At 68.5% G+C, this 24,293-nt stretch carries 19 protein-coding genes; 8 read left to right on the forward strand and 11 right to left on the reverse strand.

The features are described from left to right. Positions 1-31 precede the first annotated feature (31 nt). Both AQJ91_RS36780 and AQJ91_RS36785 read left to right on the forward strand, forming a co-directional pair. Complete coding sequence (locus AQJ91_RS36780; RefSeq protein ID WP_067030551.1) at positions 32-382, forward strand: DUF6247 family protein; 351 nt, start codon at positions 32-34, stop codon at positions 380-382. Further along, positions 379-669, forward strand: a complete 291-nt coding sequence (locus AQJ91_RS36785) for a hypothetical protein (RefSeq protein WP_067030554.1) — start codon at positions 379-381, stop codon at positions 667-669. Before AQJ91_RS36780 ends, AQJ91_RS36785 begins: the two co-directional genes overlap by 4 nt. A 213-nt stretch (positions 670-882) precedes the next feature. Here AQJ91_RS36785 and AQJ91_RS36790 read toward each other — a convergent pair whose 3' ends face one another. The 9 genes from AQJ91_RS36790 to AQJ91_RS36825 form a co-directional block, all read right to left on the reverse strand. Beyond that, positions 883-1,539: a class I SAM-dependent methyltransferase gene (locus AQJ91_RS36790; RefSeq protein ID WP_067030557.1), complete on the reverse strand. Its 657-nt coding sequence runs from the start codon at positions 1,537-1,539 to the stop codon at positions 883-885. Between the two features lie 71 nt (positions 1,540-1,610). Next, positions 1,611-1,739, reverse strand: a complete 129-nt coding sequence (locus tag AQJ91_RS57550) for a hypothetical protein (RefSeq protein WP_267891278.1) — start codon at positions 1,737-1,739, stop codon at positions 1,611-1,613. Beyond that, positions 1,703-2,566 carry a carboxylesterase family protein gene (locus tag AQJ91_RS36795; protein WP_079085500.1) on the reverse strand — a complete coding sequence of 288 codons (864 nt, stop codon included), beginning with the start codon at positions 2,564-2,566 and terminating at the stop codon, positions 1,703-1,705. The genes AQJ91_RS57550 and AQJ91_RS36795 overlap by 37 nt, the downstream gene beginning before the upstream one ends. Before the next feature lie 10 nt (positions 2,567-2,576). Beyond that, complete coding sequence (locus AQJ91_RS36800) at positions 2,577-3,371, reverse strand: carbohydrate ABC transporter permease (protein WP_234383260.1); 795 nt, start codon at positions 3,369-3,371, stop codon at positions 2,577-2,579. Between the two features lie 115 nt (positions 3,372-3,486). After that, positions 3,487-4,398: a carbohydrate ABC transporter permease gene (locus AQJ91_RS36805; protein WP_067030565.1), complete on the reverse strand. Its 912-nt coding sequence runs from the start codon at positions 4,396-4,398 to the stop codon at positions 3,487-3,489. Next, positions 4,395-6,482, reverse strand: coding sequence for a beta-galactosidase (locus AQJ91_RS36810; protein ID WP_079085512.1), 2,088 nt, complete (start codon positions 6,480-6,482; stop codon positions 4,395-4,397). Before AQJ91_RS36810 ends, AQJ91_RS36805 begins: the two co-directional genes overlap by 4 nt. A 70-nt stretch (positions 6,483-6,552) precedes the next feature. Continuing rightward, entirely contained in the window at positions 6,553-7,869 is a 1,317-nt protein-coding gene (locus AQJ91_RS36815) for an ABC transporter substrate-binding protein (protein ID WP_067030571.1), read from the reverse strand. 553 nt (positions 7,870-8,422) lie between these two features. Then, entirely contained in the window at positions 8,423-9,451 is a 1,029-nt protein-coding gene (locus AQJ91_RS36820; protein WP_067030815.1) for a LacI family DNA-binding transcriptional regulator, read from the reverse strand. A 273-nt stretch (positions 9,452-9,724) separates the two neighbouring features. Continuing rightward, positions 9,725-11,524, reverse strand: a complete 1,800-nt coding sequence (locus tag AQJ91_RS36825; protein WP_067030574.1) for an RICIN domain-containing protein — start codon at positions 11,522-11,524, stop codon at positions 9,725-9,727. A 468-nt stretch (positions 11,525-11,992) separates the two neighbouring features. Between AQJ91_RS36825 and AQJ91_RS36830 the strand changes: the two genes are divergently transcribed. The 6 genes from AQJ91_RS36830 (at position 11,993) to AQJ91_RS36855 (ending at position 20,516) form a co-directional block, all read left to right on the forward strand. Further along, positions 11,993-13,993, forward strand: a complete 2,001-nt coding sequence (locus AQJ91_RS36830; RefSeq protein WP_067030576.1) for an RICIN domain-containing protein — start codon at positions 11,993-11,995, stop codon at positions 13,991-13,993. Positions 13,994-14,086: 93 nt separating this feature from the next. After that, a complete protein-coding gene (locus tag AQJ91_RS50795; RefSeq protein WP_079085501.1) occupies positions 14,087-15,802 on the forward strand; it encodes a substrate-binding domain-containing protein in 1,716 nt (571 codons plus the stop codon). A gap of 270 nt (positions 15,803-16,072) precedes the next feature. Then, entirely contained in the window at positions 16,073-17,200 is a 1,128-nt protein-coding gene (locus tag AQJ91_RS36840; protein ID WP_067030579.1) for a Gfo/Idh/MocA family protein, read from the forward strand. After that, on the forward strand, positions 17,193-18,122 hold the full coding sequence (locus AQJ91_RS36845) for a DUF6807 domain-containing protein (protein WP_079085502.1): 930 nt from the start codon (positions 17,193-17,195) through the stop codon (positions 18,120-18,122). Before AQJ91_RS36840 ends, AQJ91_RS36845 begins: the two co-directional genes overlap by 8 nt. Next, complete coding sequence (locus tag AQJ91_RS36850; protein WP_234383261.1) at positions 18,119-18,862, forward strand: cupin domain-containing protein; 744 nt, start codon at positions 18,119-18,121, stop codon at positions 18,860-18,862. Before AQJ91_RS36845 ends, AQJ91_RS36850 begins: the two co-directional genes overlap by 4 nt. 163 nt (positions 18,863-19,025) lie before the next feature. Continuing rightward, complete coding sequence (locus AQJ91_RS36855) at positions 19,026-20,516, forward strand: glycoside hydrolase family 43 protein (RefSeq protein WP_067030593.1); 1,491 nt, start codon at positions 19,026-19,028, stop codon at positions 20,514-20,516. A 613-nt stretch (positions 20,517-21,129) separates the two neighbouring features. Here AQJ91_RS36855 and AQJ91_RS36860 read toward each other — a convergent pair. Both AQJ91_RS36860 and arfA read right to left on the reverse strand, forming a co-directional pair. Continuing rightward, entirely contained in the window at positions 21,130-22,635 is a 1,506-nt protein-coding gene (locus tag AQJ91_RS36860; RefSeq protein WP_079085503.1) for an RICIN domain-containing protein, read from the reverse strand. A 72-nt stretch (positions 22,636-22,707) separates the two neighbouring features. Continuing rightward, positions 22,708-24,243 (reverse strand): arabinosylfuranosidase ArfA, encoded by a 1,536-nt coding sequence (gene arfA, locus AQJ91_RS36865; RefSeq protein WP_067030599.1) that lies wholly within the window; start codon positions 24,241-24,243, stop codon positions 22,708-22,710. Positions 24,244-24,293 lie beyond the last annotated feature (50 nt).

The following is a 24,293-nucleotide window of genomic DNA, read 5'->3' on the forward strand; positions in this document are numbered from 1 at the left end:
CGAACGCCGCCACCGCAAAGGATCGCCGCTCATGACCACGCTCACCGACACGCCCGCGGGGCCGCTCCTCCCCATGCCGGACAGGAACCCCGCCGCTCTCCGTGTCGCCGTCGCCCGCCTCGCCCCCGAAGCCCTGCCCAAGTTCGACACCCACTGGGCCGAAGCCATGAACCAGGCCCGCGACGAGTTCAGCCTCCTGCCCGGCCGCCACTTCGTCGATCACTGGTGGGCATGGGTCGCCGTCCAGCGGTGGCCCGAACGAGCCACCCGCTTCCACGCCTGCGAACACATCGTCGCCACCAGTGAAGACAAAGACGCCCGCCGCGCCGCCTCCGCCGAACTCGGCCGCATCCTCGCCGACGCGGAGGCCGACGCCGCGTGAGTGACTGGACCTGGGAGTACAACCCCGACGCCGAACACGTCGTCGGCGACCTCCCTGAGCCCCACAGACAAGACGTCGAAGACCTCGCCCGCCGCATCGCCGAAGCCGTCGGCGTCCGCCGCATCGGACACCCCTTCGACATCCAGGAATCCGCCTCCGGCGTCAAGACCCACGCCGAAGGGCCCGTCATGATCTGGTACCAGGAGGACTACCGCGATGACGTCGTGCTGATCCTCCGCGTACAGCACTACCTGGCCCCCACTGCCGACCCTGACGGCGAGGGCTGACGGACTCGTACCGCACCGCGCGCTCCATCAAGTCTGCGTGCGGCAAGCATTCCGGCCCCGCTCCGAGGCCGGAGCGGGACGCCGAACGGGTCGGAGCAGGACAGCCTCTGGATACGGCCGGCGCACCGATGCGAACCGAGCACCCCACTTCCCGCATGGCCCTGAATCAGCCGTCGCAGATCGAAGCAAGAAGACACTCCCGACCGGGGTCGGTCACGGAGCGACCGCGCGGACGAGGAGCGTCCCGATGTGCCCGGGGTGAGGCGCGTCGAGGACCCGTGCGTTGGCCGTGGCGAACCCGGCCAGGGTGAGCAGGCGCTCCCAGACGGCCGGACGGTAGCTGTAGCGGTAGGTGAACATCGCCTTTCCAGCGAAGCCTCCCTTGTACATGCCCTGCGGCCCGTACGCGCCGGGGATGGCCGGCGGCTGCGAGAACACGAAGACACCGCCAGGTCTGAGCCTCCGATGGACAAGGGGGAAGAGACGGCCCGGGTCGGTGTACCAGGCGGCGCCGAAGATCGAGTAGACCGCGTCGTACACCTCCTCGTGCTCGCTCAGGTACTCCAGCACCTCGGAGCACACGAACTCCGCGCCGGTGCCCGCCCACTTCGTGGTGGTCTTCTTCACCATGACGGGAGACAGGTCAACACCCCGAGCGGCGATGCCGCGCTGAGCGAGGTAGGCGAGAGCGCGGCCGGTGCCACAGCCGATCTCCAGGACGGAACGCGAGTCGCCGAGCAGTTGCGGACCGGGTCCGTGTCCGGCGTACTGAGTCCAGCAGAAGCTCGGTTCCGCGTCGTCCTTGAAGGCAGAAGCGGCGAAGGTGTCCCACAGCTCCGTCTCGGCAGCGATGTCGTGTTGTGCGGGCAAGGCGATTCCTCTTCGCGAAGGCCGGCCCCTGTCCTCCTGGGGACCGAGGACAGGGGCCGGCGTAGGACTGTTCAGTGGCTGTCGGGGACCTTGTTGTCGCACGGCGAGCAGTCCGTGCCGTCGATCGACCACAGCTCCTCGTCGATGTCGAAACCGATGGACTTCAGGAAGTCCGCGGAACGCAGGCCCGGTAGGTCCACACGCGGGCACCCGCCTCGCTCAGCCGGGCAGCCAGGCGGCGGGCGGGACCGTCGAAGAAGGCCGCACCCGCGGCACGTTCCACAGCGTCCGCAGTCGCCGAACCCAGGGCCGGGACCCGGCGCAGGCGGCGCAGCGCCGGGTTCAGGGCGTAGAAGGCGCTCATCTCCCGCCCGGTGGTGCCGATGATGACGTCCAGACCGGGAGCTCGGCCTGCCAGGCATGCGGCCCAGCGTGCTGGGTCCGGGAGCGGGCCGACTCCGGCGACCGGCCTGAACAAGGGGACCGTGCGGATCCCGAGTCTGCCTGCCGCCTCGCGCGCGAGAGCGGTCTGGGCGTCCAGGACATCGGCGACGGGGACGGTACGCGGGTCTGCGCCGAGCCGGGTGAGGTACCGTTCGGCGGCCTTCCGGGCGCCGCGGGCGCTCCCGAGGCCGAGAGCGGCGGGGGAACTTTGAACGACGGCCCGGCGGAACAGCCCCTCGGCGTCGGGCATGCCCAGCAGACACTGCACGGTGTGGGCGCCGGCGGACTGACCGGCCACGGTCACCGCGTCCGGGTCGCCGCCGAACGCGGCGGTGTTCTCGCGCACCCACCGCAGCGCGGCAAGCTGGTCGGCCAGGCCCAGATTGCCTTCGGAGATCCCCGGCGCGCGCAGATAGCCAAGCACGCCAAGCCGGTAACTGACGGAGACGACGACCACATCGCCCTCGCGGGCGAGCCGATGGCCGCCGTAGCCCAGGCCAGCCACCTGCCAAACGGCGCTGCCTCTGCCCACCCCAACCCGAGGAACCCGGAGGACCCGACCCGAGCGCCGGGCCCCAGGCACAGGCCAAGGTCTACTTCATTCCCGTGGTGGCGATTCCCTTGACGAGGTAGCGCTGGCCGACGAGGAAGACGATGAAGACCGGGATCAGCGTGACGACGGACATCGCGAACAGCGATCCCCATGAGGCTCCGCTGGTGGCGTCCACGTAGTTGCGCAGGGCCACGGGCGCCGTCTGCAGTTCGGGTCTGGTCAGGTAGATCAACTGGCTCAGGAAGTCGTTCCACGTCCAGATGAAGGTGAAGATGGCGGTGGTGGCCAGGGCCGGCAACGAGATCGGCAGCAGGATGCGGAAGTAGATGCGCCAGTACCCTGCTCCGTCGATCTTGGCCGCCTCGTCCAGTTCGGTGGGAAGACCCCGGAAGAACTGGACCATCAGGAAGATGAAGAAGGCGTCCGTGGCCAGGAACTTGGGAACGATCAGCGGGAGGAACGTGTTGACCCACCCGATCTCCGAGAACATCACGTACTGCGGAATGATCAGGACGTAGATCGGCACCATCAGGGTCAGCATCATCATGCCGAAGAAGAAGGCCCGCCCGCGGAACTTCAGCCGCGCGAAGGCGTAGGCCGCCATGGAGCAGCTGACCAGGTTGCCCAGCAGTGCCCCCAGGACGACGATCGCCGAGTTCAGCAGGTAGACACCGAACGGGTGCGACAGCGCGTTCCAGCCGTCGGCGTAGTGCCCGAAGTCGGTCTGCGTGGGCAGCAGGGAGGGCTCACGGAAGATAAGGGCGTCGGGTTTGACCGAGCTGGCGATCATCCACAGCAGCGGGTAGACCATCACGAGCCCGAAGGCGATCAGCACGATGTGCCTGAGGCACGCCCGTATGCGAGCCGTCCGCCTGCGGCGTTGCGCGGCAGGAGGAGGAGAGGGAGCGGGAGCAGGCGAAGGAGCGTCTTCGGCCTTGAGAGGTGTCATCTCACTTACCGTCACCGTAGAACACCCATCTCTTGCTGAAGTAGAAGTTGATTGCGGTCAGGGCACCGACGATCACCACGAGCAGCCACGCCATGGCCGAGGCGTAGCCCATGTGGAGCCGGCCGAAGCCCTCCTCGTACAGGTACAGCGAGTAAAAGAGGGTCGAGTCCGAGGGCCCTCCCGTCCCCCCGCTCACGACGAACGCCTGGGTGAAGGACTGGAAGGAGCTGATGACCTGGAGAACGAGGTTGAAGAAGATGATCGGGGTGAGCAGTGGCACGGTGACGTGCCGGAACTGGTGCCAGCGGCCGGCGCCGTCGAGGGCGGCGGCTTCGTAGTACTGCTCGGGGATCTGCCGCAGGCCGGCCAGGAAGATCACCATGGAGGAGCCGAAGGTCCACACGTGCAGGACGACGAGGCTGTACAGCGCGGTGTCCGGGTTGGAGATCCAGCCGGGCCCGTCGATGCCGAAGAGACCGAGGAACTTGTTCACCAGGCCTTCGGTGCCGAAGACCTGCCGCCACAGGATGCCCACGGCGACCGAGGCGCCGAGGAGCGAGGGCAGGTAGTAGACGGACCGGTAGAACGCCAGCCCCTTGATGCCCCGGTTGAGGACCATCGCCAGGGCGAGGGCGACCGCCAGCAGCAGCGGCACACTGAGGGCGACGTAGGCGAAGGTCACGCTCAGCGACTGGCGCAGCCGGGGGTCGTCGAGCATCTTGCTGTAGTTCTCGAAGCCCACCCACTCGGGAGAGCTCAGCAGGTTGTAATCGGTCATCGAGAAGTACAGCGAGGCGATCATCGGGCCGAGCATGACGCCGGCCATGCCGACGAACCACGGCAGGAGGAAGACCCATGCGGTCCGTTCTTCTTTTCTGGCCGCCTGGCTGAGGGGTCTGCGGAGCACAGTCATCGTCCTCGGGTTCTTGGATCGGGTGCGGGTTCGGGAGTCGCTCGGCGACGGCTCGGCGTGCTGCGATGCGGACAGCGCACGACGGCGACGTCCGCCGCGTCGAGGACGAGCGTCTGCCCGGCCTCCAGGCGGCGTCCGGTGATCAGGTCGGTGCCGGAGCGGTCGAGGGTGACGGTCGCCTTGTCCTGCCGGTGGTTCAGCAGGAACAGGTACACATTCGTGTCCGTCCGTCGCTCGGTGACCTCGACGCCTCGTGGTGCGGCGTGCACCGGTCGCACCCCGGCACGATCCAGCACGTACCGCACCAGGGCCTCGAGGGCGTCGTCGTCCAGACGTGTGCCGACGTACACGGCACGGCCCTGGCCCAGTTCGTGCTCGACCACCGCGGCTTTGCCGGCGAGATGCCCCTTGCGGTAGACGGCGAGCGGTCGGGCGGTCTCCGTTTCGAGGTCGTCCTGCCACAGGGAAGCGATCGCGAGGAAACCGGTCAGGGCGGTCTGTTCGGCTGCCGCCCGGACCGGCACCGTGGCCTCGGCGGGCAGCGGAGAGAACTCCTGCACATGCGCGCCGATGACCTCGCGCAGGGCCCCCGGATATCCGCCTTCGACGATCCGGTCGTCCTCGTCGACGATCCCGGAGAAGTACGAGACGACGAGATGGCCGCCGTCCTCCACGAACCTGTGCACAGCCGCACTGTGCTGACGTGTCATCAGGTACTGGTTGGGGATGACCAGGACGCGGTAGGGCGACAGGTCGTCGTCGAGGGTGACGACGTCGACGGCGACCTGGCTGTTCCACAGGGCCCGGTAGTGCCGGGCGACGGTGTCCCGGTAGTCGAAGGCGTTGTCCGGGTGGGCGCAGCCTTCCACGGCCCACCAGTTCTGCCAGTCCCAGACGATCGCGACCTGGGCGCTGGTGCGCGCTGTGGCGATCTCGTCGATGGCCCGCAGTTCGTTGCCGAGGGCCTTGACCTCCTGCCAGGTCCGTGTCTTCTCTCCGCCGTGCGGGAGCATCGCGGAGTGGAACTTCTCCTGCCCCTGGCGTGAGGCCCGCCACTGGAAGAACATCACCGCGTCGGAGCCGTGCGCGACGGCCTGGTAGGAGCCCAGACGCATCCGGCCAGGCTGCTTGACCTGGTTGGTCTTCCACTGGCTCACCGCGCCGGCCGCCTGTTCCATCAGCATCCAGGGCTGCCCGTCGCGCAGGGTGCGCATCAGGTCGTACTGGAAGGCGGCGACGGACATCGAGTGCGGCTTGCCGGGGTCGGGGTAGCAGTCGAAGGCGACGACGTCGAGTTCCTTCGCCCACCGGTGGCTGTCGGTCAGCCGGCACCCGAAGAAGTTGGTGGTCGCCGGCACATCGGGGGTGATCTGGTGGAGCAGGTCGCGCTCCTGCGTGACCAGTTCCAGCAGGAGGTCGGAGGTGAAGCGGGAGAAGTCCAGCTCACGGGTGGGATTGACCCAGCCGCGCACGGGTCGGGGCAGGTGCACCTGGGACCAGTCGCCGTAGCGCTGGCTCCAGAACTCGGTGCCCCACCGGTGGTTGAGTTCGTCGAGGGTGCCGTAGCGCTGCCGCAGCCACTCGCGGAAGCGGTCGTCGCACAGGTCACAGAAGCAGTCGGAGTGGTACTCGTTGCCGATGTGCCACATGGCCAGTGCCGGATGGCTCCCGTACCGCTCGGCCAGCTTGGTGGCGATGCGCCGGCTGCGGTCCTGGTAGACCGGGGAGGAGGGGCAGAAGTGTCCTCGACTGCCGATGCCGTGCCGCACTCCCTGCCGGTCCACCGACAGGATCTCGGGGAAATCCGTGGCGAGCCACGGAGGTGGCGCGGCGTTCGGCGTCGCGAGGTTGACATGGATGCCGTTCGCCCACAGCAGGTCCATGATCTCGTCGAGCCATGAGAAGTCGAACTCGCCGTCGGCCGGCTCCAGCATGGCCCAGGAGAAGACGCCCAGGCTCACGAGCCGCACGCCCGCGGCTCGCATGAGCCGGACGTCCTCCTGCCACACCTCCCTCGGCCACTGCTCCGGGTTGTAGTCCCCGCCGTAGACGACTCCCGGCAGTCGACTGCGAAAGGTGTTCATGCGCGGATCGTTCGTGCGCGGATCGGACACAGCGGGGATTCCTTCCGGAAGCGCTACTACATGTGGCAGCTCAGAGCTGGGACTTGATCTCGGAGATGAACTTCTTGGCCGCCGCCTTCGGCGACAGACGGTCGAACAGCACGTCCTCGTTGAGACGCTGGAAGATCTCGGGGACAGCGGGACCGGCCTTCGCGTTGGGGAGGTGCACTGCGGTCGGCTTCAAGGCGTTGGCACGGGCCAGGTAGTCGGCGATCCGCTTCTCGGCAGGTGACAGCTCGGGCGTGATCGCCTTGAGCACGTCGGGGTTGACGGGAACACCACGGTCGAACTTCCCGATCTTGCCCGCCTCGGGGGAGTTGACCAGGAAGTCGAGCAGCTGCGCGGCCTCCTTGGGGTGCTCGGTCCGCGCCGAGGCCCCGTAGAAGACGCCGGGCTTGGTGTAGGCGCCGACCTGGGCGGCACCGTCCTCACCGGGGAAGAGGAGCAGCTTGGTCTCGCGCTCACTGGCGGTCTCGAGCGCGCCGAGCTGGGTGACGGACATCTCGGTCATGGCCGCCTTGTGCTGGGCGACCAGGTTCTGCTCGATACCGGCTCCTGACGCCAGTGCCTCGATCGCGGCCTCCGGGCTGGTCGTGCCACCGCTGTCACGCAGCTTGACGACCCATTCCCAGTAGCCCGCCATGGTCTTCTCGGTGAAACCGATCTCGCTGCCGTCCTCGGTCCAGTAGTCCTCGCCGTGCTGCCGCAGCCAGGGGCCCACCATGTTGGGGTAGAGAGGCATCACACTGCCGACCAGTTTCGACTTCGACTCGGCGATGGCGGTGGCGGTCTTCACGTAGTCGTCCCACGACCACTTGGTGTCGTCCGGAATGGGCACACCGGCCTTCTCGAACGCCGCCGGATCCACGGCGACGCCGAACGCGCTGTCGCCGGCTGGGACGCCGTAGAGGCCGCCCTTCACGGTCGTCATCGACATCGAGTTCGGGGGCAGCTTGTCGGTGTTGAGCACGTCCTTGACCTTCTTCAGGTCCATCAGCTGCCCGTTGTCGATGTAGGAGTACATGAACGGGTCCGTGATCTGCAGGACGTCGGGCATGTCACCGGCGGCCGCGCTGGTCGACAGCTTCTTCCAGTAGTCGTCCCAGTTGGAGTACTCGACCTGGACGGTGACGTCCGGGTGCTCCTTCTCGAACAACGCGATCATCTGCTTGGTCTGCTCGTGCCGGACGTCCGACCCCCACCAGTTGAACCGGATGACGGTCTTGCCGCCGTCGTTGCCGGAGGAGTCCGCGGCGCAGCCCGCGGACAGGACGAGGGCGAAGACCGAACAGGTCATGCCGACCGCACGGAGTCGCGAGCGTCTGCTCGGACGGGACGAGTGGTTCATGGTGGGGCTCCTCTGCTGCCATCACTGGGCGGTGTGCCCAGACGGGGGAAACGTCGTCTCAGGAAGCCGGCGTAGGACGCCGGCTGTTTCGCCGCGTGGCGTCCGACTGCACAACTCGGCTGCTTTGCGGGCCGCGAAAGTTACTTGCGATCCGGTTGCCCGCCGCTGGCCCGGCTCGTCGGGATCCCGGGTGGGCCGCAGCGGCTCTGACAGGGGTTGTTGTGAACGTACGCTGGAGCCTTGGGTCGGTGTGCCGAGCTGATCCGCGGGGTTGACCGCGAGCGTCGCGCCGAGTTGAGGGCTGTGTGCGTCAGCAATAGTGAACGTTCACGCGGCGAGCGTAATAACCGGCCACATCTCGGTCAAGAGGTCTCTGCATAACGCTTGGGTACTTAGTGCGACTTCACCGGTTCCGGACCGGTACGGAAGCGGAACGCCACCGTGCGCGAACATGCCGGGTCAGCGCGTTCATCGCGCGGTGCGGACGGGGGTTCGGGCGCGTATGTCCGCCCGGACGCCCGTTGTACGACGGCCGGTTGGTGGGGCCGACGGGCTACATGGTGTGGTTCGTCCTCGCCGGTCCGGACGACTCGCGCAGCACGAGGCGGCAGTCGAGGTCCAGATGCAGTTCCGGCTCGGTCTCCTCGCGGATGCGGGCGAGCAGGGCCCGCATGGCCCGGCGGCCCAGGGCCTCGCGGTCGAGATCCACGGTGGAGATGGACGGGTTGAAGTACGCGGTGAACTCCTGGTTGTCCCAGCCGAAGACGCTCACGTCCTCCGGGACGCGCCACCCGCGGTCCTGGAAGCCACGGATCACGCCCATGGCGACGTCGTCGTTGGCGGCGAGAACCGCGGTGACACCGGAGTCCGCCGACAGGCCCTGGGCCGCGTCGTATCCGGACCGCACGGACCAGTCACCGTCGATGACGGCGTAGTTCTCCAGGCCCCGCTCGGCGACCGTTCGCAGATAGACCTCGCGTCGCTTGCGTGCCGACATCCAGTCCGTGCTGCCGGCGACATGGACGAAACGCCGATGGCCCAGGGAGACGAGGTGATCGATGATCATGGCGGCCGGCTCGCCGTCAGCCGTGATCCCGTGGGACCGCATCTGGTCGTCGTACTCACCTATGACGACGGTCGGAGTATGGTCCAGCCCCAGCTTCTCCAGGTCGCCGATGGGGGTGAAGGTCAGCACTCCTTCGGCCTGACCGGAGTCCAGCAGGGCGCGGACACGGTCGCCCCTGACCCGTTCGTCGCCTTCCAGGCCGACGATGTCCAGCAGGTAACCGGCCGCCTGTGCCTCGGCGGACGCTCCCCGCAGGATCTGCGAGGGCACGAAGGTCGTCATGGCCGGCAGGACCACGGTGACGCGGTTCGACTTGCGGGTGCGCATCGACCGCGCAACCAGGTTGGGCCGGTAGTCCAGCTCGGCCACGGCCTGTTCTATGCGGGCCACCGTCTGCGGCTTCATGCCGCCGTTGCCCCGCAGGAAGCGCGAGACGGTCTGATGCGACACCCCCGCGTGCGCCGCGACGTCGAGGATGGTGGGACGCTTTCTGGACGGCGGCTTCGGCCGTTTCACGTCCCGCTCCGCTCTCTCCGGTCCCGTGTCCGCGTCCACCGTGCCGCCCCCCGCCGCATCTCCACGCCCCGCACGCCCATCGGTACTGTACTGCCGAGTTCTCCATGGCAGGCCGGATCCCTTCCTCTTGCCGTCTCGCCGGACCCGAGCGCATGGGCCGGTCGAGCCCGGCTGCCCTGCGGATCGTCCGGCCCGGCCGGCCGCATGGTCCCTGTCCGGGCCGTGCGGCCGGCCGCCGAATCCGCCGTCACCCGGCGGCTCGCGTTCCTCATGTCAGACCTGCACGGTCCAGTGCTGGTTCCTGTGCGACTCGCTGTTCCAGCAGGTGTACTGCAGCAGTCGGGCGCCGTCCGTCATGAGGGCCCGGTCCACGTCGAGGCACTTGCCGGAGTGACGGGCGATGATTGCGGCGTAGCCGGTGCCGGTGTCGCTCAGCCGCCACTGCTGGCTGGGGCGGCCGTCGCAGGTCTGCTGGACGATCGCGGCCGTGTTCGCCGTGGAGGAGCCGGCCACGTCCAGGCACAGTCCCGAGTGCCGGGAGAGGATCTGGTAGTAGCCCCCGCCGACGTCGTGCAGCTGCCACCGCTGGTCGCCGCCGCCCGAGCAGCCGGCCTGTTCGATCGCGGCGCCGGCCGTGGTCGAGGAGCCGACCGCCTCGGCGCACTTGCCGGAGTGCCGCGCCTTGAGCGTCGTCGTGTCGGCCAGCTGGGACAGTGTCGATGTGAGGACGGGCACGTAGAAGTCGGTGATGCCTGCGATGTTCGGGTGCGTCCCGGTGCCGCCACTGCCTGGGAAGGTGTTGACGAGGTTGTCGAACGTGTACGCCACCCGCTGGGCGTCAGCACGCGTGTCGAGGGTCGCGTCCGCGAAGACGTCGGCCACCGCGATGCCCCACTTCTGTGCGGCTTGCAGGTACACCTGGCGCAGGGCGAGTTGGGTGTCCCAGTCCCGCGAGCCCATTTTGTGGGCGGCCACGTACACGAGCTGGGCGGACGGCCACTTCTGCCGCATCGTGCGGATGGTGGTTTCGAGCGTTCCGGCGTACGTGCCGGTGTCGAACGTGGCGGGGTCCTGGGAGGCGCTGACGGTGCCGACCGTGTAGGTGTGGTTGTTGAAGATCTCGCCGGCGTCGTTCGTGCCGCCGTCGAAGACGACGAAGTCGGGCGCCTGCGCGTTGGCGTTCTTCACCTGGGTGAGGATCTGGTTGCTGGTCGGACCCACGGTCGCGCCGTTCACCGCGTACTTCGTCAGCGTCATGCCTTCACGTTCGGCGAGGAAGTTCATGAAACTGCGGGAGTACTTGTGTCCCCAGACGATGCTGTCGCCGAAGGCGTAGACGGACGAGCCGTTGAGGGATCCGTAAGCGGGGTTCGCGGGGCGGGTCAGGCGGAAGTTGTCGATGGACTGCACACCGGTGCCGTAGTAGTTGCAGGCGACGAACTTCGCCAGGTTCTGTCCCGTGATGGTCTTCGTGGTGGAGACCAGCACCGTCGGCGCGGCTTCCTTGCTGGTGACCGTGTACTGGACCTTGCCGAGGGTGAAGTCCATGTGCAGATCGACCGTGTACCACTTGGTCCGGTCGAAGCTGATCTTGGTCCAGGTGGGATTGAGCGAGTCCGGGGCGGAGGTGGAGTCCGAGTCGGGTCCGGTCGCGGCGTGACGGAACTCCGCGCCGGTCGCGGCCATGCCGAAGACCAGGCGTCCGGCGCTGTCGCGCAGTTCCAGACCGGTCTTCATGCCGGTGCTGCTGATGGCCGTCTTCCAGTCGAACCGCAGGTCGAGCGTCTTCTCCTGGGTGATCGACGACGCGAACGGCCGCACGGACGTCGTGTAGTTGCCCATGCCCTTCGTGACATCCAGTACGCCGTTGCCGATGGCGGCCCCGACCGGGAACCCGAAGTTCGCGGGGTTCGTCTGAGCGTCGAACGTCTCGTTGATGAACGTCGCGCCGGGGGTTTCGGCGGCGGAGGCGGCCGGAGCTGTGAGGAAGGCCGCGAGGAGCAGGATGCCGGCGGCCAGGGAGCCGGCCCATCTTCGGGGCCGACGGCCCGTTCTGCGCATGACCGTATACACGTGATCTCCCTTGATCTGGTGATACCGACCGGTGCCCGGCGGGGAGGAAGGTGCCCGGCCGTGGCTCGGCCCGAGGGCGCACAGAAAAGCCACGAAGTACCGGGAGCGATGAGGTGTCCGACAACAGCAGGGGCAACTTAGTGATCGTTCACCTGAGCGGTCAAGATGTCTGCAGGTGATCGTTCACTACGTGGGGGGTTCCACCGGCACGACCTGAGCCGACCGGCTCTGGACTGCGAAGCAACTCCCCCCGTTCACACCATTGACACACAAGCGTTTCAGCCAGTCTTATGTGCGCCATCGTTGGTTTCGGCCACCACCTGATCGCCAGGGCCTCGCCATCGCCTGTCGGCTCGATCACGCTGCGCCCGACCCCTCTGCCTCGAAGGTTCCTGACGGGCACCGTCGAACCCTCAATCGTGATCGTTCACTATCCGGCAGAAGTTCACCTGACACGGAGGTAGTGCAATGAAGTCGAACACCGGCCCTTGGTCGCGCCGCAGGTTCCTCGCCACGAGCGGGGCGGCAGCCCTCGGGGGCATGGCGCTGAACCTCGTCGGCGGCCTCCCGCGGGCCGCCGCGGCCGGCGGCGTGGTCTCCTACGTCGACACATCGAGGTCCACCTACGACAAGATCGCCCTGATGGTCGACGGGAAGCCCTTCTACCACAGTGGCGTCCAGTTCCGGTACGAGAAGCACAAGTACACGTTCGGCTGGACGGACGCCCAGCTGAAGCCGGTACTCGGGATGATCCGCGACGACGGGTTCACCGTGGTGAACATCCCGATCTGGTGGTCGCAGATCGAGACCTCGAAGGACACGTTCGACTGGACCGACATCGACAAGTACGTGGCCTGGTGCAAGGAGTACGGCCTCAAGCTGGAACTCCTGTGGTTCAGCCACGAATCGACCGGTTCGTCCATCGCGGACCGGATGCCGGACTACGTGATGAACGACTACCAGTTCGTGGTGAGGTCCGACGGCACCAGGCTGACCCTGAACGGCAACCCCCTCCTGGACAAGACCGACCCGAACCTGCTCGCCAGGGAGAAGTTCGTACTCGGCCGGCTCATGACCCACCTCGCGTCCGCCGACACCGCTCACACCGTCGTCGGCATCCAGGTGCTGAACGAACCGAACGTGTCGAAGCAGCAAGGCGGCTCGTCCATCGACCGCAGCTACAGCACCTACAGCACCGACCGCTGGAACAGCGGCGGGTACACCGACGCGACGAAGTTCCGCAAGGACGTGCTGCTGGACTACCTGACCCAGCTGGGACAGGTGATCAAGCAGTCGGACTACTCGGTGTACACCCGGGTCAACCTCGCAGGCAGCGCGGACACGGTGCCGGTCGCCGAGAACGAGGCCTTGAGGAGCCAGGGAACGGCGACCATCGACTTCTTCGGAAGGGACCTGTACACCAAGGGCCTCGACACGCTCTACAACTACGGGAGGGACGGCCTCTGGGCCCAGGGGAAGAACTTCCCCATGGTCCCGGAGAACTTCGGAGGATCCCCGGCGGCGGACGTCGAGAAGTTCAACGCCCTCGCCGGCAACACCGCCCTCAATCTGTACGCCGCCCTGGACCCGGACTCCAGCACGGGCAGCAGCGACCACGGCCTGTACAACTTCAACCCCACCACCAAGGTCGTCACCCGCAAGGCCGTCTCGGACAGGGTCGCGCGGCTCAACCGTGCGCTGAACAAGATCCACCGAGACCTCGCCAGCAGGACTCCGGTGGAACGCGGCGGAACCACCTTGCAGACCTTCAACCGGGGCGCGACCGCCAGCACCAGCTTCACCAAGACCCTGGGCGGGCTGGACATCGGCTTCGCGACCACGAGCGGTGCGCAAGGACTCGCCGTCAGGCGCAGTGCGGCCGAGTTCGCCCTCACCACCACGACCCAGGCCACGTTCACAATGCCGGGAACCACCGGCGTCGTACGGTCCGTAGAGGTCGGCAGGTACGACGCGAACGACAACTGGGTGAAGTCCGGCACCAAGGCGTACAGCACCGTGTCCGGGAACACCGAAATCACCCTGGCGGCCGAGGAATGCGTACGGGTCTCATACCTCGTCAGCGGCGCCCGGTACAAGCTGAGGAACACGTCCTCGGGCAAGTACCTCGACACCGATGCGAACGGCGCGGTCATCGTTTCGTCCGGGACCATCTATGACGACCAGGACTGGATCGTCGCCAGGGACACGTCAGGATCGTGGACCATCAAGAACGTGCGGACGGGACGCTTCTACCTGGAAGCCGGCGCGAGCAACAACGACGTCATCTGGAACACCGGCACCGTCGCGGACGCCTCGCTCTGGAACCTGGAAGGGGTCGCGGCAGGCGGGCTCCGCGTCAGGAACACCCACACGGGAAGGGCCTACCTGTACGGGAACTCCGCAGGTGAGGCGAAGTGGAACACGGGAACGCAGGACGCGAGCACGGTCTGGGAGTTCCAGCCCAGGTAGCCGCCCTCCCGCCGTCCCCTCCCCCGCGCCGGCCGGAACGGCGATCCACGCGGGGGAGGGGAGGGCGCAGGATGCCCGTGTAATGATTGCTGCATGACTCAGGCCGAGGTGTTGCGGGCTCTGGACGCCAGGGCCGCCGACCAGTGGGGTCTGGTGACCACCGCGCAGGCGAAGCTGGACGGCGTGCAGGGGGTCCAGCTCCTGCGCCTGGAGCGGTCCGGGGCGCTGGAGAGCGTCGGCCACGGGGTGTACCGCCTGCCCGCCTCTCCCCCACCGGAGCACCTGAGGATCAAGGTCGCGTGGCTGCGGCTGGATCCCAGGACGCCGGCGCGGGACCGCCGCATGGACGGCCCCGGGGCGGGCGTCGTCTCCCACACCTCCGCGTGTGTGGTGCACGGCCTGGGCGGCCGGCCCGCCGACCCTGTGGAGCTGACGGTCTCGTCCCGCCGTACCACTCGTGACGAGACCGTCGTGTTGCACCGCGCCGCAATGGACGCCGAGGACATCACCGTCGTCGACGGGCTGCCCGTCACCACCGTGCCGCGTACCGTCGTCGACCTGCTTGAAGCCCGTGCCGACGCGGCCCGTACGGGCACGTTCGTCGCCGAAGCCGCCGCCCGTGGCCTCGTGCGCGTCGACGACCTCGCGCCACGGGTCGTGGCCTTCGCCGGCGCCTACGGACTGCCCGCGGAGGCGTCCGGCGCGGAGCTGCTGGAGTTCCTGTGCGAGCGGGCGGGGCGTCCTCTGCGGGCGCGGAAGGCCGGTCGGCCCGCCGTGAAGGCCGCCGGTCCGAGTGCGACCTACGGCCTGGAGAGGAAGCGGCCGACCATCTGGGAGGTCGCCAAGCGGGCCGGCGTGTCGCACCAGACCGTGTCCCGGTTCCTGAAGAACGACAGCGGCATGAAGCCGACGACGCGAGCGAGGATCGAGCGGGCCGTCACCGAGCTGGACTACCGGCCCAACCTCATGGCGCGGTCGATGCGCACACAGCGGTCCCAGCGGATCACCATCGTGCTGCCCGAGTTGAGCGGCTTCGTTCCGATCCCCCTGTTGAGGGGTGCCTCGGCCGCGGCGCACGAGGCCGGGTACATGACCGACGTCGTCGGGCTGGAGGGCGGCGAGTCGCGGCGCGCCCGCAGCGTGCTGTCCCTGCTGGAGACCCGGCAGGCGGACGGGGTGCTGTCGCTGGTGCCGCTGGGGGACCTCGCCGGCGGCCAGGGAGCCGGGCAGTGGCCCGTGGTGGTGCTGGGCGAGTACGACGACAACCTCCAGTCCCGGGGACGGCTGGCCGACGGACGCCCCGCCGAGGAGATCCTGCGTCACCTCGCGGACCAGGGACACCGCCGGTTCCTCCACGTCGCAGGCTCGCAGGACTGGGCCTCGGCCCGCAACCGGCGGGCGGTCTACGTGGAGGCGGTCGAGCGACTGGGCCTTACGTCCTACGGCGTCGTCGACGGGGACTGGTCCGTGCGCTCCGGCTACGAGGCCGCGCGAGACCTGCCCGCCGATTCCGGCGTGACGGCCGTGCTGGCCGCCAATGACTACGTCGCCCTGGGGGTACTGCGCGGCTTCCAGGACCGCGGTACGCGGGTGCCCGAGGAGATGAGCGTCTTCGGCTGGGACGACGAGGAGTTCACCCGGTACTTCTCGCCGAGCATCTCGACGGTGCACATCAACAAGGAAGAGGTCGGCCGCCAGTCGATGCTGTCGCTGCTCGCTCTTCTGCGCGGCGAGCCCGAGCAGCAGTCCGAGGTGACGGATCTGTTCCACCTCGTGCCGCGAGGGTCGAGCGGTCCGGTCCCTCACTGAATCCCGCGGCGGTTCCGACAAGGCGTCACGCGGAATGTGAACGATCACTGCGCCACTCTTGACCGCGAAGGTGATCGTTCACTACGTTCGGGCTGCCGCCCTGTTCGTATCGGCGAGAGCCGAGTCCCTCTGACGGAGCCGTTCCCCTCGACCGCACGGGCACGCGTGCACGACTTGGGCTGAGCAGGTCGAACCGACCCACTTCGTCAGCGGTTGACGAACCCCCAATGCCGCGCCCAGGCACCGCCCGAGCTTCCACGAAAGAGCCACATGACTGAGTACAGCCAATCCGCGCGGGTGGCGATCGTCGGTGCCGGCAATATCGCCGACGGCTCCCACATGCCCGCCGTCCAGGCCCAGAGCGGCGAGGCGACCGTCATTGCCGTGGTCGACGTCGACCTGCGGCGCGCCGAGGCGTTCGCTGCCCGCTGGGGCATTCCCGCCGCCTACGACAGCCTCGACCGGATGCTCCAGGAGCAGCACCCGGACCTGGTCATCGTCTGCACGCCCCCGATCGCCCACGGCGAGGCCATCACCGCCTGTCTGGACGCCGGCGCGTCGGTGTGGTGCGAGAAACCCCCCACCCTCTCGGTCGCCGAGTACGACGCCGTCGCCGCCCACGAGCGTGAGGGCGGCCCCTACGTCTCCTACGTCTTCCAGCACCGGTTCGGATCCGCCGCCCGAGCCCTGCGGGAGAACATCCGCACCGGCCGCCTCGGCGCTCCCCTGGTAGGCGTCTGCCACACCCTGTGGTACCGGGACGACGCCTACTTCGAGGTTCCCTGGCGCGGCAAGTGGGAGACCGAGGGCGGCGGCCCCACCATGGGCCACGGCATCCACCAGATTGACCTCATGCTGTCCCTGATGGGGGAATGGACCGAAGTCCGCGCCGCCATGGGCACGCTGGCCCGCGACGTGGAGACCGAGGACGTCTCCATGGCGATGGTCCGCTTCGCCAATGGCGCCATGGTGTCCATGGTCAACAGCCTCCTCTCTCCCCGTGAGACCAGCTACCTGCGCTTCGACTTCGCCGAGGCGACGGTCGAGCTGTCCCACCTCTACGGCTACGACAACTCCGGCTGGACGTGGACCCCCGCCCCCCACCGGGCCGACGCCACGGCGGGGGAGCTGGGAGCACCGCTCGACAACGAACCCAGTTCGCACGCCGCGCAGTTGCGCGCGCTGCTGCGGTCGCTGCGAGCCGGAGAACGCCCGGAGGCCAGTGGCGACGACGGCCGCCGCGTCCTGGCCCTCATCGCGGCCCTGTACGAGTCGGCGATGACGGGACGCCCCGTCACCCCGGGCATGATCACCCCGGCCAACCCGTACTACCACTCCATGAGCGGCCGCCCCGGCGCCGCCCAGGACAACACCGTCAAGGAGAAGACCGGTGTCTGAGACCCCCTTGCGTATCGAGCACGACGCCGCCGGGACCCAGTTCGTGGTGTCGGCCGCGGGCGTGGACCTCGCCACGTACGTCTACCGGCCGAACACCCCGCTCGAAGAATCCCCCAAGCCCTACGTCTACCCCCTGAAAACCCTCTCCGGCGCACCCGTGGGCGTCTACCGGCCCTGGGACCACCGCTGGCACAAGGGCCTGCAGATGACCTGGTCGCACCTGTCCGGGGACAACTTCTGGGGCGGGCCCACCTTCAAAGCGGGCGCGCCCGGACACGGCTACGTCTGGCGTGAGAACCACGGCCACCAGGTGCACCGCGCCTTCGACCGGCAGGACGTCAGCGACAGCGGCAGCGAGGTGTCGGTCGTCCAGGGCCTGGACTGGATCGCCTCCAGCGACGAGGTGTGGATCGACGAGACCCGCACCCTCCGCTTCCACGGCGCCGACACCGACGACGGCGTCTGGGCGCTGGACTTCACCACCGACCTGACCAACGTCCACCACGAGCCCCTGGAGATGGGCAGCCCCACCACACACGGCCGCGCCAACGCCGGCTACACCGGACTGTTCTGGCGCGGGCCCCGGGCATGGACCGGCGCCGACGTCATCGCCGACGGGGGCCAGGAAGGAGACGCCGTCATGGGCACCCAGGGCGCCTGGGCCGCCATCACCGGCGAGCACGACGAGATCGACGGCGGCGCCACGGTCCTCGCCTACGCCGGGACCACCACGGCCGCCGCCCCGCTGAAGTGGTTCGCCCGCAGCAGCGCCTTCGCCTGCCTCAACCCGTCGCCCGCCTTCGACACGGAGATCAAGCTGGAACCCGGTGAGTCCCTGTCCCTGAGCCACCGCTTCGTGTTCATCGACCGCATGGTGGACCGCGCTGAACTCGAACCGATCGCGCAGGAGTTCGCGCTGTGACCGCCCTGCCCGACTTCCCCGGAGCCGTGGGGCTCAGCCAGCTGGAGGTGTACTCCTGGCCCGCCGCGGACGACGAACACGGCGGCTCCCCCCACATGCACCTCGCCTGCGCGGAGTGCTACGTCGTCGTCAGCGGCCGCGGCCGACTGGAAACCCTCAACCACAATGGGCACACGACGACCGAGCTGCACCCCGGAGACACGGTCTGGTTCACCCCGGGCACGATCCACCGCGCCATCAACGACGAAGACCTGCGCGTGATCGTCGTCATGCAGAACAGCGGCCTCCCCGAAGCAGGCGACGCGGTCATGACCTTCCCGCCCGCATGCCTCTCCCCCGAGACCTACCCGGACGCGGCCTCGCTCCTCGACGCCGAAGGCACCCCCAGCCCCGAGCGCGCCCAGGCACGCAGGGACCTGGCCATCGAGGGATTCGGGGAGCTGACGCGGCAGTGGCGGCGCGGCAACCGCTCGGCGTACGAGGAGTTCTGCGCGGCAGCCGTGCGACTCGTCCAGCCACGCCTGGACGCCTGGGAGAAGACGGTCAACGACGGTGCGCTGGCCGCCGCACAGGAGGCACTGCGGCAGATCAGCGCGCTACGGAAGGGCGACTTCAACCACCTGTTCGAAGCGGCCCTTTCGCGTATCGCCCAACCGCCCCGGCAGACCCTGGGCATGTGCGGTTTCCTGCGCGCCTACGACCCGGTCCGCCGGGCCGGCACCTCCGCCGACCCTCAGTGACGCCCCACCCCCGCCCCACCCACCCACCGAAGACCGCGACGGGCATTTCCGCCGCGATCAACGCCCAGGACTGCGTGCGCGTCGCGCACTTCCAAGCCGGTAGGTGGAGAACATGTCCAACGGGTGTTGACGTGCCCGGGTTCGAACTAAGGAAAGCGTCTCGATGAGTTCGATGCTGCCGGAAGGCAATGGGAGCGCCGACGCGGCAACCACCCCGATCCTGTCCGGGATGTACCCCGACCCATCGGTATGCCGGGTCGGCGACGACTACTTCCTGGCCAATTCGTCGTTCGAGTACAGCCCCGGCGTCCCGATCTGGCATTCCCGGGACCTGGTGTCCTGGCGTCAGGTCGGCAACGCCCTGACGAATGACGATCAGTTCCCAGCGGGCCGGTCGCCGTCGAGTCGCGGCATCTACGCCCCGACGCTGCGCCACCACGAGGGACGGTTCTGGCTGATCACCACGAACATCGACGACGCTCGGGGTGGTCATCAGATCTACCACGCGACCGACCCGGCCGGGCCGTGGTCCGCGCCGGTCTGCCTGACCGAACTCGACGGTATCGACCCGGACCTGGCCTGGGACGACGAGGGAACGTGCCTGGTCACCTACTGCTCGTGGTCCGAGACCGAGATCGGCATCAGACAGGCCGCGGTCGACCTGGAGCGGGGCGTGGCCCTCGAGCAGCCGCGATGGATCTGGCACGGCACCGGCCTGGCCCATTCCGAAGGGCCGCACCTGTACCGGCGGGGCGACTGGTGGTACATGGTCATCGCCGAAGGCGGCACCGACCGGGGCCACGTCGTGTCGGTCGCACGCTCACGCGACCCCCGAGGGCCGTTCGAGGCCGCCCCGAACAATCCGGTCCTCACCCACCGCAGCACGGCTCATCCCGTCCAGAACGTCGGTCATGCCGATCTGGTCGAGCGCCCCGACGGGGCCTGGGCTGCGGTGTATCTCGGCACACGGCCGCGAGGCCGCAGTCCGCGCTTCCACGTCAACGGTCGTGAGACTTTCCTCGCCGACGTCTCCTGGGTGGAGGACTGGCCAGAGTTCGAGCCGGCGAGCCTACGCGTCCCCACCGGGCAGCGGGACTTCGAGGACGACTTCTCCTCGCCCGGACTGCATCTCAGGTGGGTTTCGCCAGGGGAGCGTCCCGACCGGTTCGTCCACAGCGTTCCGGAAGGGGTGGTCATGGGTCACGCACCGAGCGAGACCGGTGAGCCCTCGGGCCTGTTCACCCGGGTCGGCGGAGACCACTGGGAGGCCGACTTCCTCGTGGATCCGGGGAAGGGTGCGTTCACCGTCGCGCTACGGCTCGACGGTGCTCATTGGTACGGGCTGCGCGTCGCCGACGGCGAAGTCACGGCCGTCGCACGTATCGGACAGATCCAGACAGTTCTCGGCTCCCGCCCGCTGCCCGACTCCCCTGTCACCCTCCGCATCCGATCCACGGAGCCGACCTGGAACGGACCGGACGACATCGAGCTGGGCATCGGTGACGGAGCCGGCACCGATGTCCTCGCCCGCCTGGACGGGCGCTATCTCTCCACCGAAGTGGCGGGCGGGTTCACCGGGCGCTTGGTCGGTGTGTGGACCGAGTCGCGGGAGGTCCTTGTCCGCCGGGTCCGGTTCGCCGAACAGCGTGCGTGAGTCCGCCCCCGCGACGGACGTACTCTCCTCCCCCGGGTTCTGCCTCAGGAGGTGCCTTCCCGACTCGGGATCCGGAACCGACATGGCCCAGGTGCCCATAACGTCGAGGATGTCGCGCGGGCATCGCGCTGAGCCGGCGGGTGCCTCTCCGAGTCCACTGCGGATTCGGCGGGCCACGCGGGCCCCGCTCTCGGCGGCGCCGTCCATGAAGCCGGCCCTTGAGTTCGCGAAACAAGAGCTGGGGCATAGCGGGCGTCAAGCTGGGTTTCGTCCTCGACGGCACCCAGGCCGTGACCAACCAAATCATCACCTGGGTCAAAACCGTCCCTCGGGCGGCGCAACTTCCGGGCCGTACGGCCCCTCGGACGCAAGGCTTTCCGTGCGCTGCCCGGCGTGCTCGCCATCACCGCCCTCGCCGCCCACCAAGCCCGCCTACCACAAGCAGCAGCAACCACTGGCGAGTCTTCCACCAGACCCGCACCACCGTCAGCCACTACACCGCCGTGGCGACCCACTGCCCACCCGTTACCTGTCACAGCTGGCGCCGCATCACTTCGGTGTACGGGCAGTGCCCCGGCGGCCCGCTCGATGGCGGGGTCGCCGGGGCAGGCGGTCAGGAGAGAGTCCAGGTCTCGCTGTTGGCGCTCGCGCTGCCGCCGAGCTCCTGGTTTACCGCCGCTCCCTGGGTGGTCGAGCCCGTGACGCCGATGTGCAGGCCGCTGCCGATGCCCACCAGCATGTAGTTGCTGCCGGTGTAGCTGCCGGTCAGGTCGAGGGCCCACTGTTGGTTCGTCCCGCCGTTGCAGGTCCACTGGTGCAACTGGACGCCGGCGGTGGTCGACTTGCTCGGGACGTCCAGGCACAGCCCGCTCTTCACGCTCTTGAGCGTGAAGATGTTGTCCGCCACCCGCGTGAGGGTCCACTGCTGGTTGGCGCCGCCGTTGGACGGCCACTGGATGATCTTGGCGCCGGTCTCGGTGGACCCGCTGGAGACGTCCATCAGCATCGAGCTGCTGACGTTCTTCAGCGTGTGGATCCCTTCCGACGGGATCCCGCTGCCGGCCGTCCATGTGCCCGCGTCCACGTCGAGGGACCAGGTCGGGTACTGACCGAGGTTCACCGTCGTGCCCCGGATGGTCAGCGGCAGCCAGATCAGCTTCGAGGCGCCCAGGTTGGAGGTGTCCCAGCGGTCACCGGCGTAGATGTACGTGGTGCCGGAAGTGCCCTGGACCGTGATGATGTTCGCGGTCTGGCTGCCGTAGGTGCGGGTGCCGGGGGCGGCGAAGTTCCGGAACGCCGACCAGGGGCCGCTCAGCGAGGTGGCGGTGGCGTAGACGTTGTCGTTCAGGCTCCAGCCGGTCAGGCGGGAGCCGAGGACGTAGTACATCCCGTCGATCTTCACCATGGCGGGCGACTCGACGCTGCCGCTGCTGCCGCTGCTGCCCAGCACCGCCACCGCGCTGTCCACGGAGAGGTAGTCGGCGGAGAGCTTGTAGATGCGCAGGCCGTTGTTGCGGTCCTCGCTCATCAGGTAGGCGGTGCCGTCGGTCTCCTGGAACAGGCCGATGTCCCGGCTGAGGTTGCCCATCGGCCGGAAGCTGCCCCGGTAGGTGTACGGGCCGCACGGCGTGCTGCTCGTGGCCACACCGACCCTGGCCTCGGCGTAGTTGGTGCTGTCGATGTGCATGTACATCACGTACGTGCTGGTCGACTTGTTGTAGATGACCTTCGGCCGCTCCACGATCCGGCTCGGTCCCAGATCCCCGCTGCTCTGCCGGCTCAGGGCCTGGCCCTGGTAGCTCCAGTTCGCCAGGTCGGTCGAGGTGTAGCAGGTGATGTCCTCGAACGACGTGTCTCCCGACGCCTTGCCGGTCTTGTCCTCGCCGAAGCCGTACCAGGTGTCGCCGACCTTGACGATGCCGAGCCCGTGCAACTGCAGGGCGTTGCCGTTCTGGTCGGTTCGTGCGGCGCCCGTCGTGAAGGTCACCGTGGCCGCGTGTGCCTGCGTGGCGGGCACGAGCAGGGCGGCAAGGCTGCCCAGCAGGGTCAGGAACGCGGCCATGGTGGTCCGCCATCGGGCGCGTGGGGGCGATGTGCGGTGTGATGTGGTGTCGGGCATGGTGTCACCTCTCCGTCGAGGTTCGGGGATTGTGCGGGGGGTGCGGGTCGAGCGGTGGGATCCTGGGGCCGCTCAGGGGGCGAGCGGGATGGTGATGGTGTTCCAGGACATCGGTGGCAGCAGGGCGCTGAGCCGTCCGCTGTCCGTGACGGTGCCGGTCACCGGCTTCGGCGTCACGCGGTCCTGACGCTGGAGCGTGTTGGCCGCGTGGCGGTCGGGGTCGGCCAGGGCGGTGTGCGTCACCGGCCCGGCCACCAGGTTGAACGCCCGCAGGTCGGCGGTGAGTTCGAGCGGTCTCGTGGTGTCCCGGTTGACGGCGAAGACGGTGAGCGTCCCGTCCTCCTGCTGGACGGCGGTCGCGTGCAGCAGGGGCACCTCGCCGTAGCGGGCGGTGTCGTGGACGGGGCTGTCCAGGGCGAGCCGGAGCACCTGGCCGCGGCCGCGGCGGGCCGCGTCGGCGAAGGGGTAAAAGATGGTCTGCCGCCAGGCCGGGCCGCCGGGCTCGGTCATGATGGGGGCGATGACGTTCACCAGCTGGGCGAGGCAGGCCGCGGTGACGCGGTCGCAGCGGCGCAGCAGGGTGATCAGCAGGCTGCCGACCACGACGGCGTCGGTGACGGTGTAGACGTCCTCTAGCTGGCGCGGGGCCACGCTCCAGTCCGGGGTGTCGGTGTTGTTGACCGGCCGGCTCTGGTACCAGACGTTCCACTCGTCGAAGGAGAGGTTGATCCGCTTGCCGGAGCGGCGCTTGGCCCCGATGTGGTCGGCGGTGGCGACCACCCCGTCGATGAAGGCCTCCATGTCGGCGGCCGAGGCCAGGAAGCTGTCGACGTCGCCGTCGCTCTCCTCGTAGTAGGCGTGGCAGGAGATGAAGTCGACGAGGTCGTAGGTGTGCTCCAGAACCGTCGCCTCCCAGGCGCCGAAGGTCGGCATGGAGCGGTTGGAGCTTCCGCAGGCGACCAGTTCCAGACCGGGGTCGACATCGCGCATGGCCTTGGCGGTGACGGCGGCGAGGCGGCCGTACTCGTCGGCGCTCTTGTGACCGAGCTGCCAGGGTCCGTCCATCTCGTTGCCCAGGCACCACAGCCGGATGCCGTGCGGCTTGTCCACGCCGTGCGAGCGGCGCAGCTCGGAGAAGGCCGTGCCGGCGGGGTGGTTGGTGTACTCCAGGAGGTCGAGTGCCTCCTGCAGGCCACGGGTGCCGAGGTTGACGGCCTGCATGGGCTCGACGTCGGCCTTGGCCGCGAAGCGCATGAACTCGTTCAGCCCGAACCGGTTCGTCTCGACGGTCCGCCATGCGCCGTCGAGCCGGCGGGGCCGCTGCTCCACCGGGCCGACTCCGTCTTCCCAGCGGTAGCCGGAGACGAAGTTGCCGCCGGGGTAGCGGACCACGGTGACGCCCAGTTCCCGGATCAGGGCAAGGACGTCGGTGCGCAGTCCGTCCTCGTCGGCGCTCGGGTGGTCCGGTTCGAAGACGCCGGTGTAGACGCAGCGGCCGAGGTGCTCGACGAAGGATCCGAACAGCCGGGGATTCACCTCGCCGACGGTGAAGTCGGGGTCCAGATGTATGGCCCCTGCGAGCGGCGGATGGCTGTCGGGGTTGGGCATGGGTCACTCCGGGATGGATCGGTGCGAAGAGTGGCGTTCTGTGCGGTTGG

Source organism: Streptomyces dysideae (assembly GCF_001514305.1).
Taxonomy (GTDB): domain Bacteria; phylum Actinomycetota; class Actinomycetes; order Streptomycetales; family Streptomycetaceae; genus Streptomyces; species Streptomyces dysideae.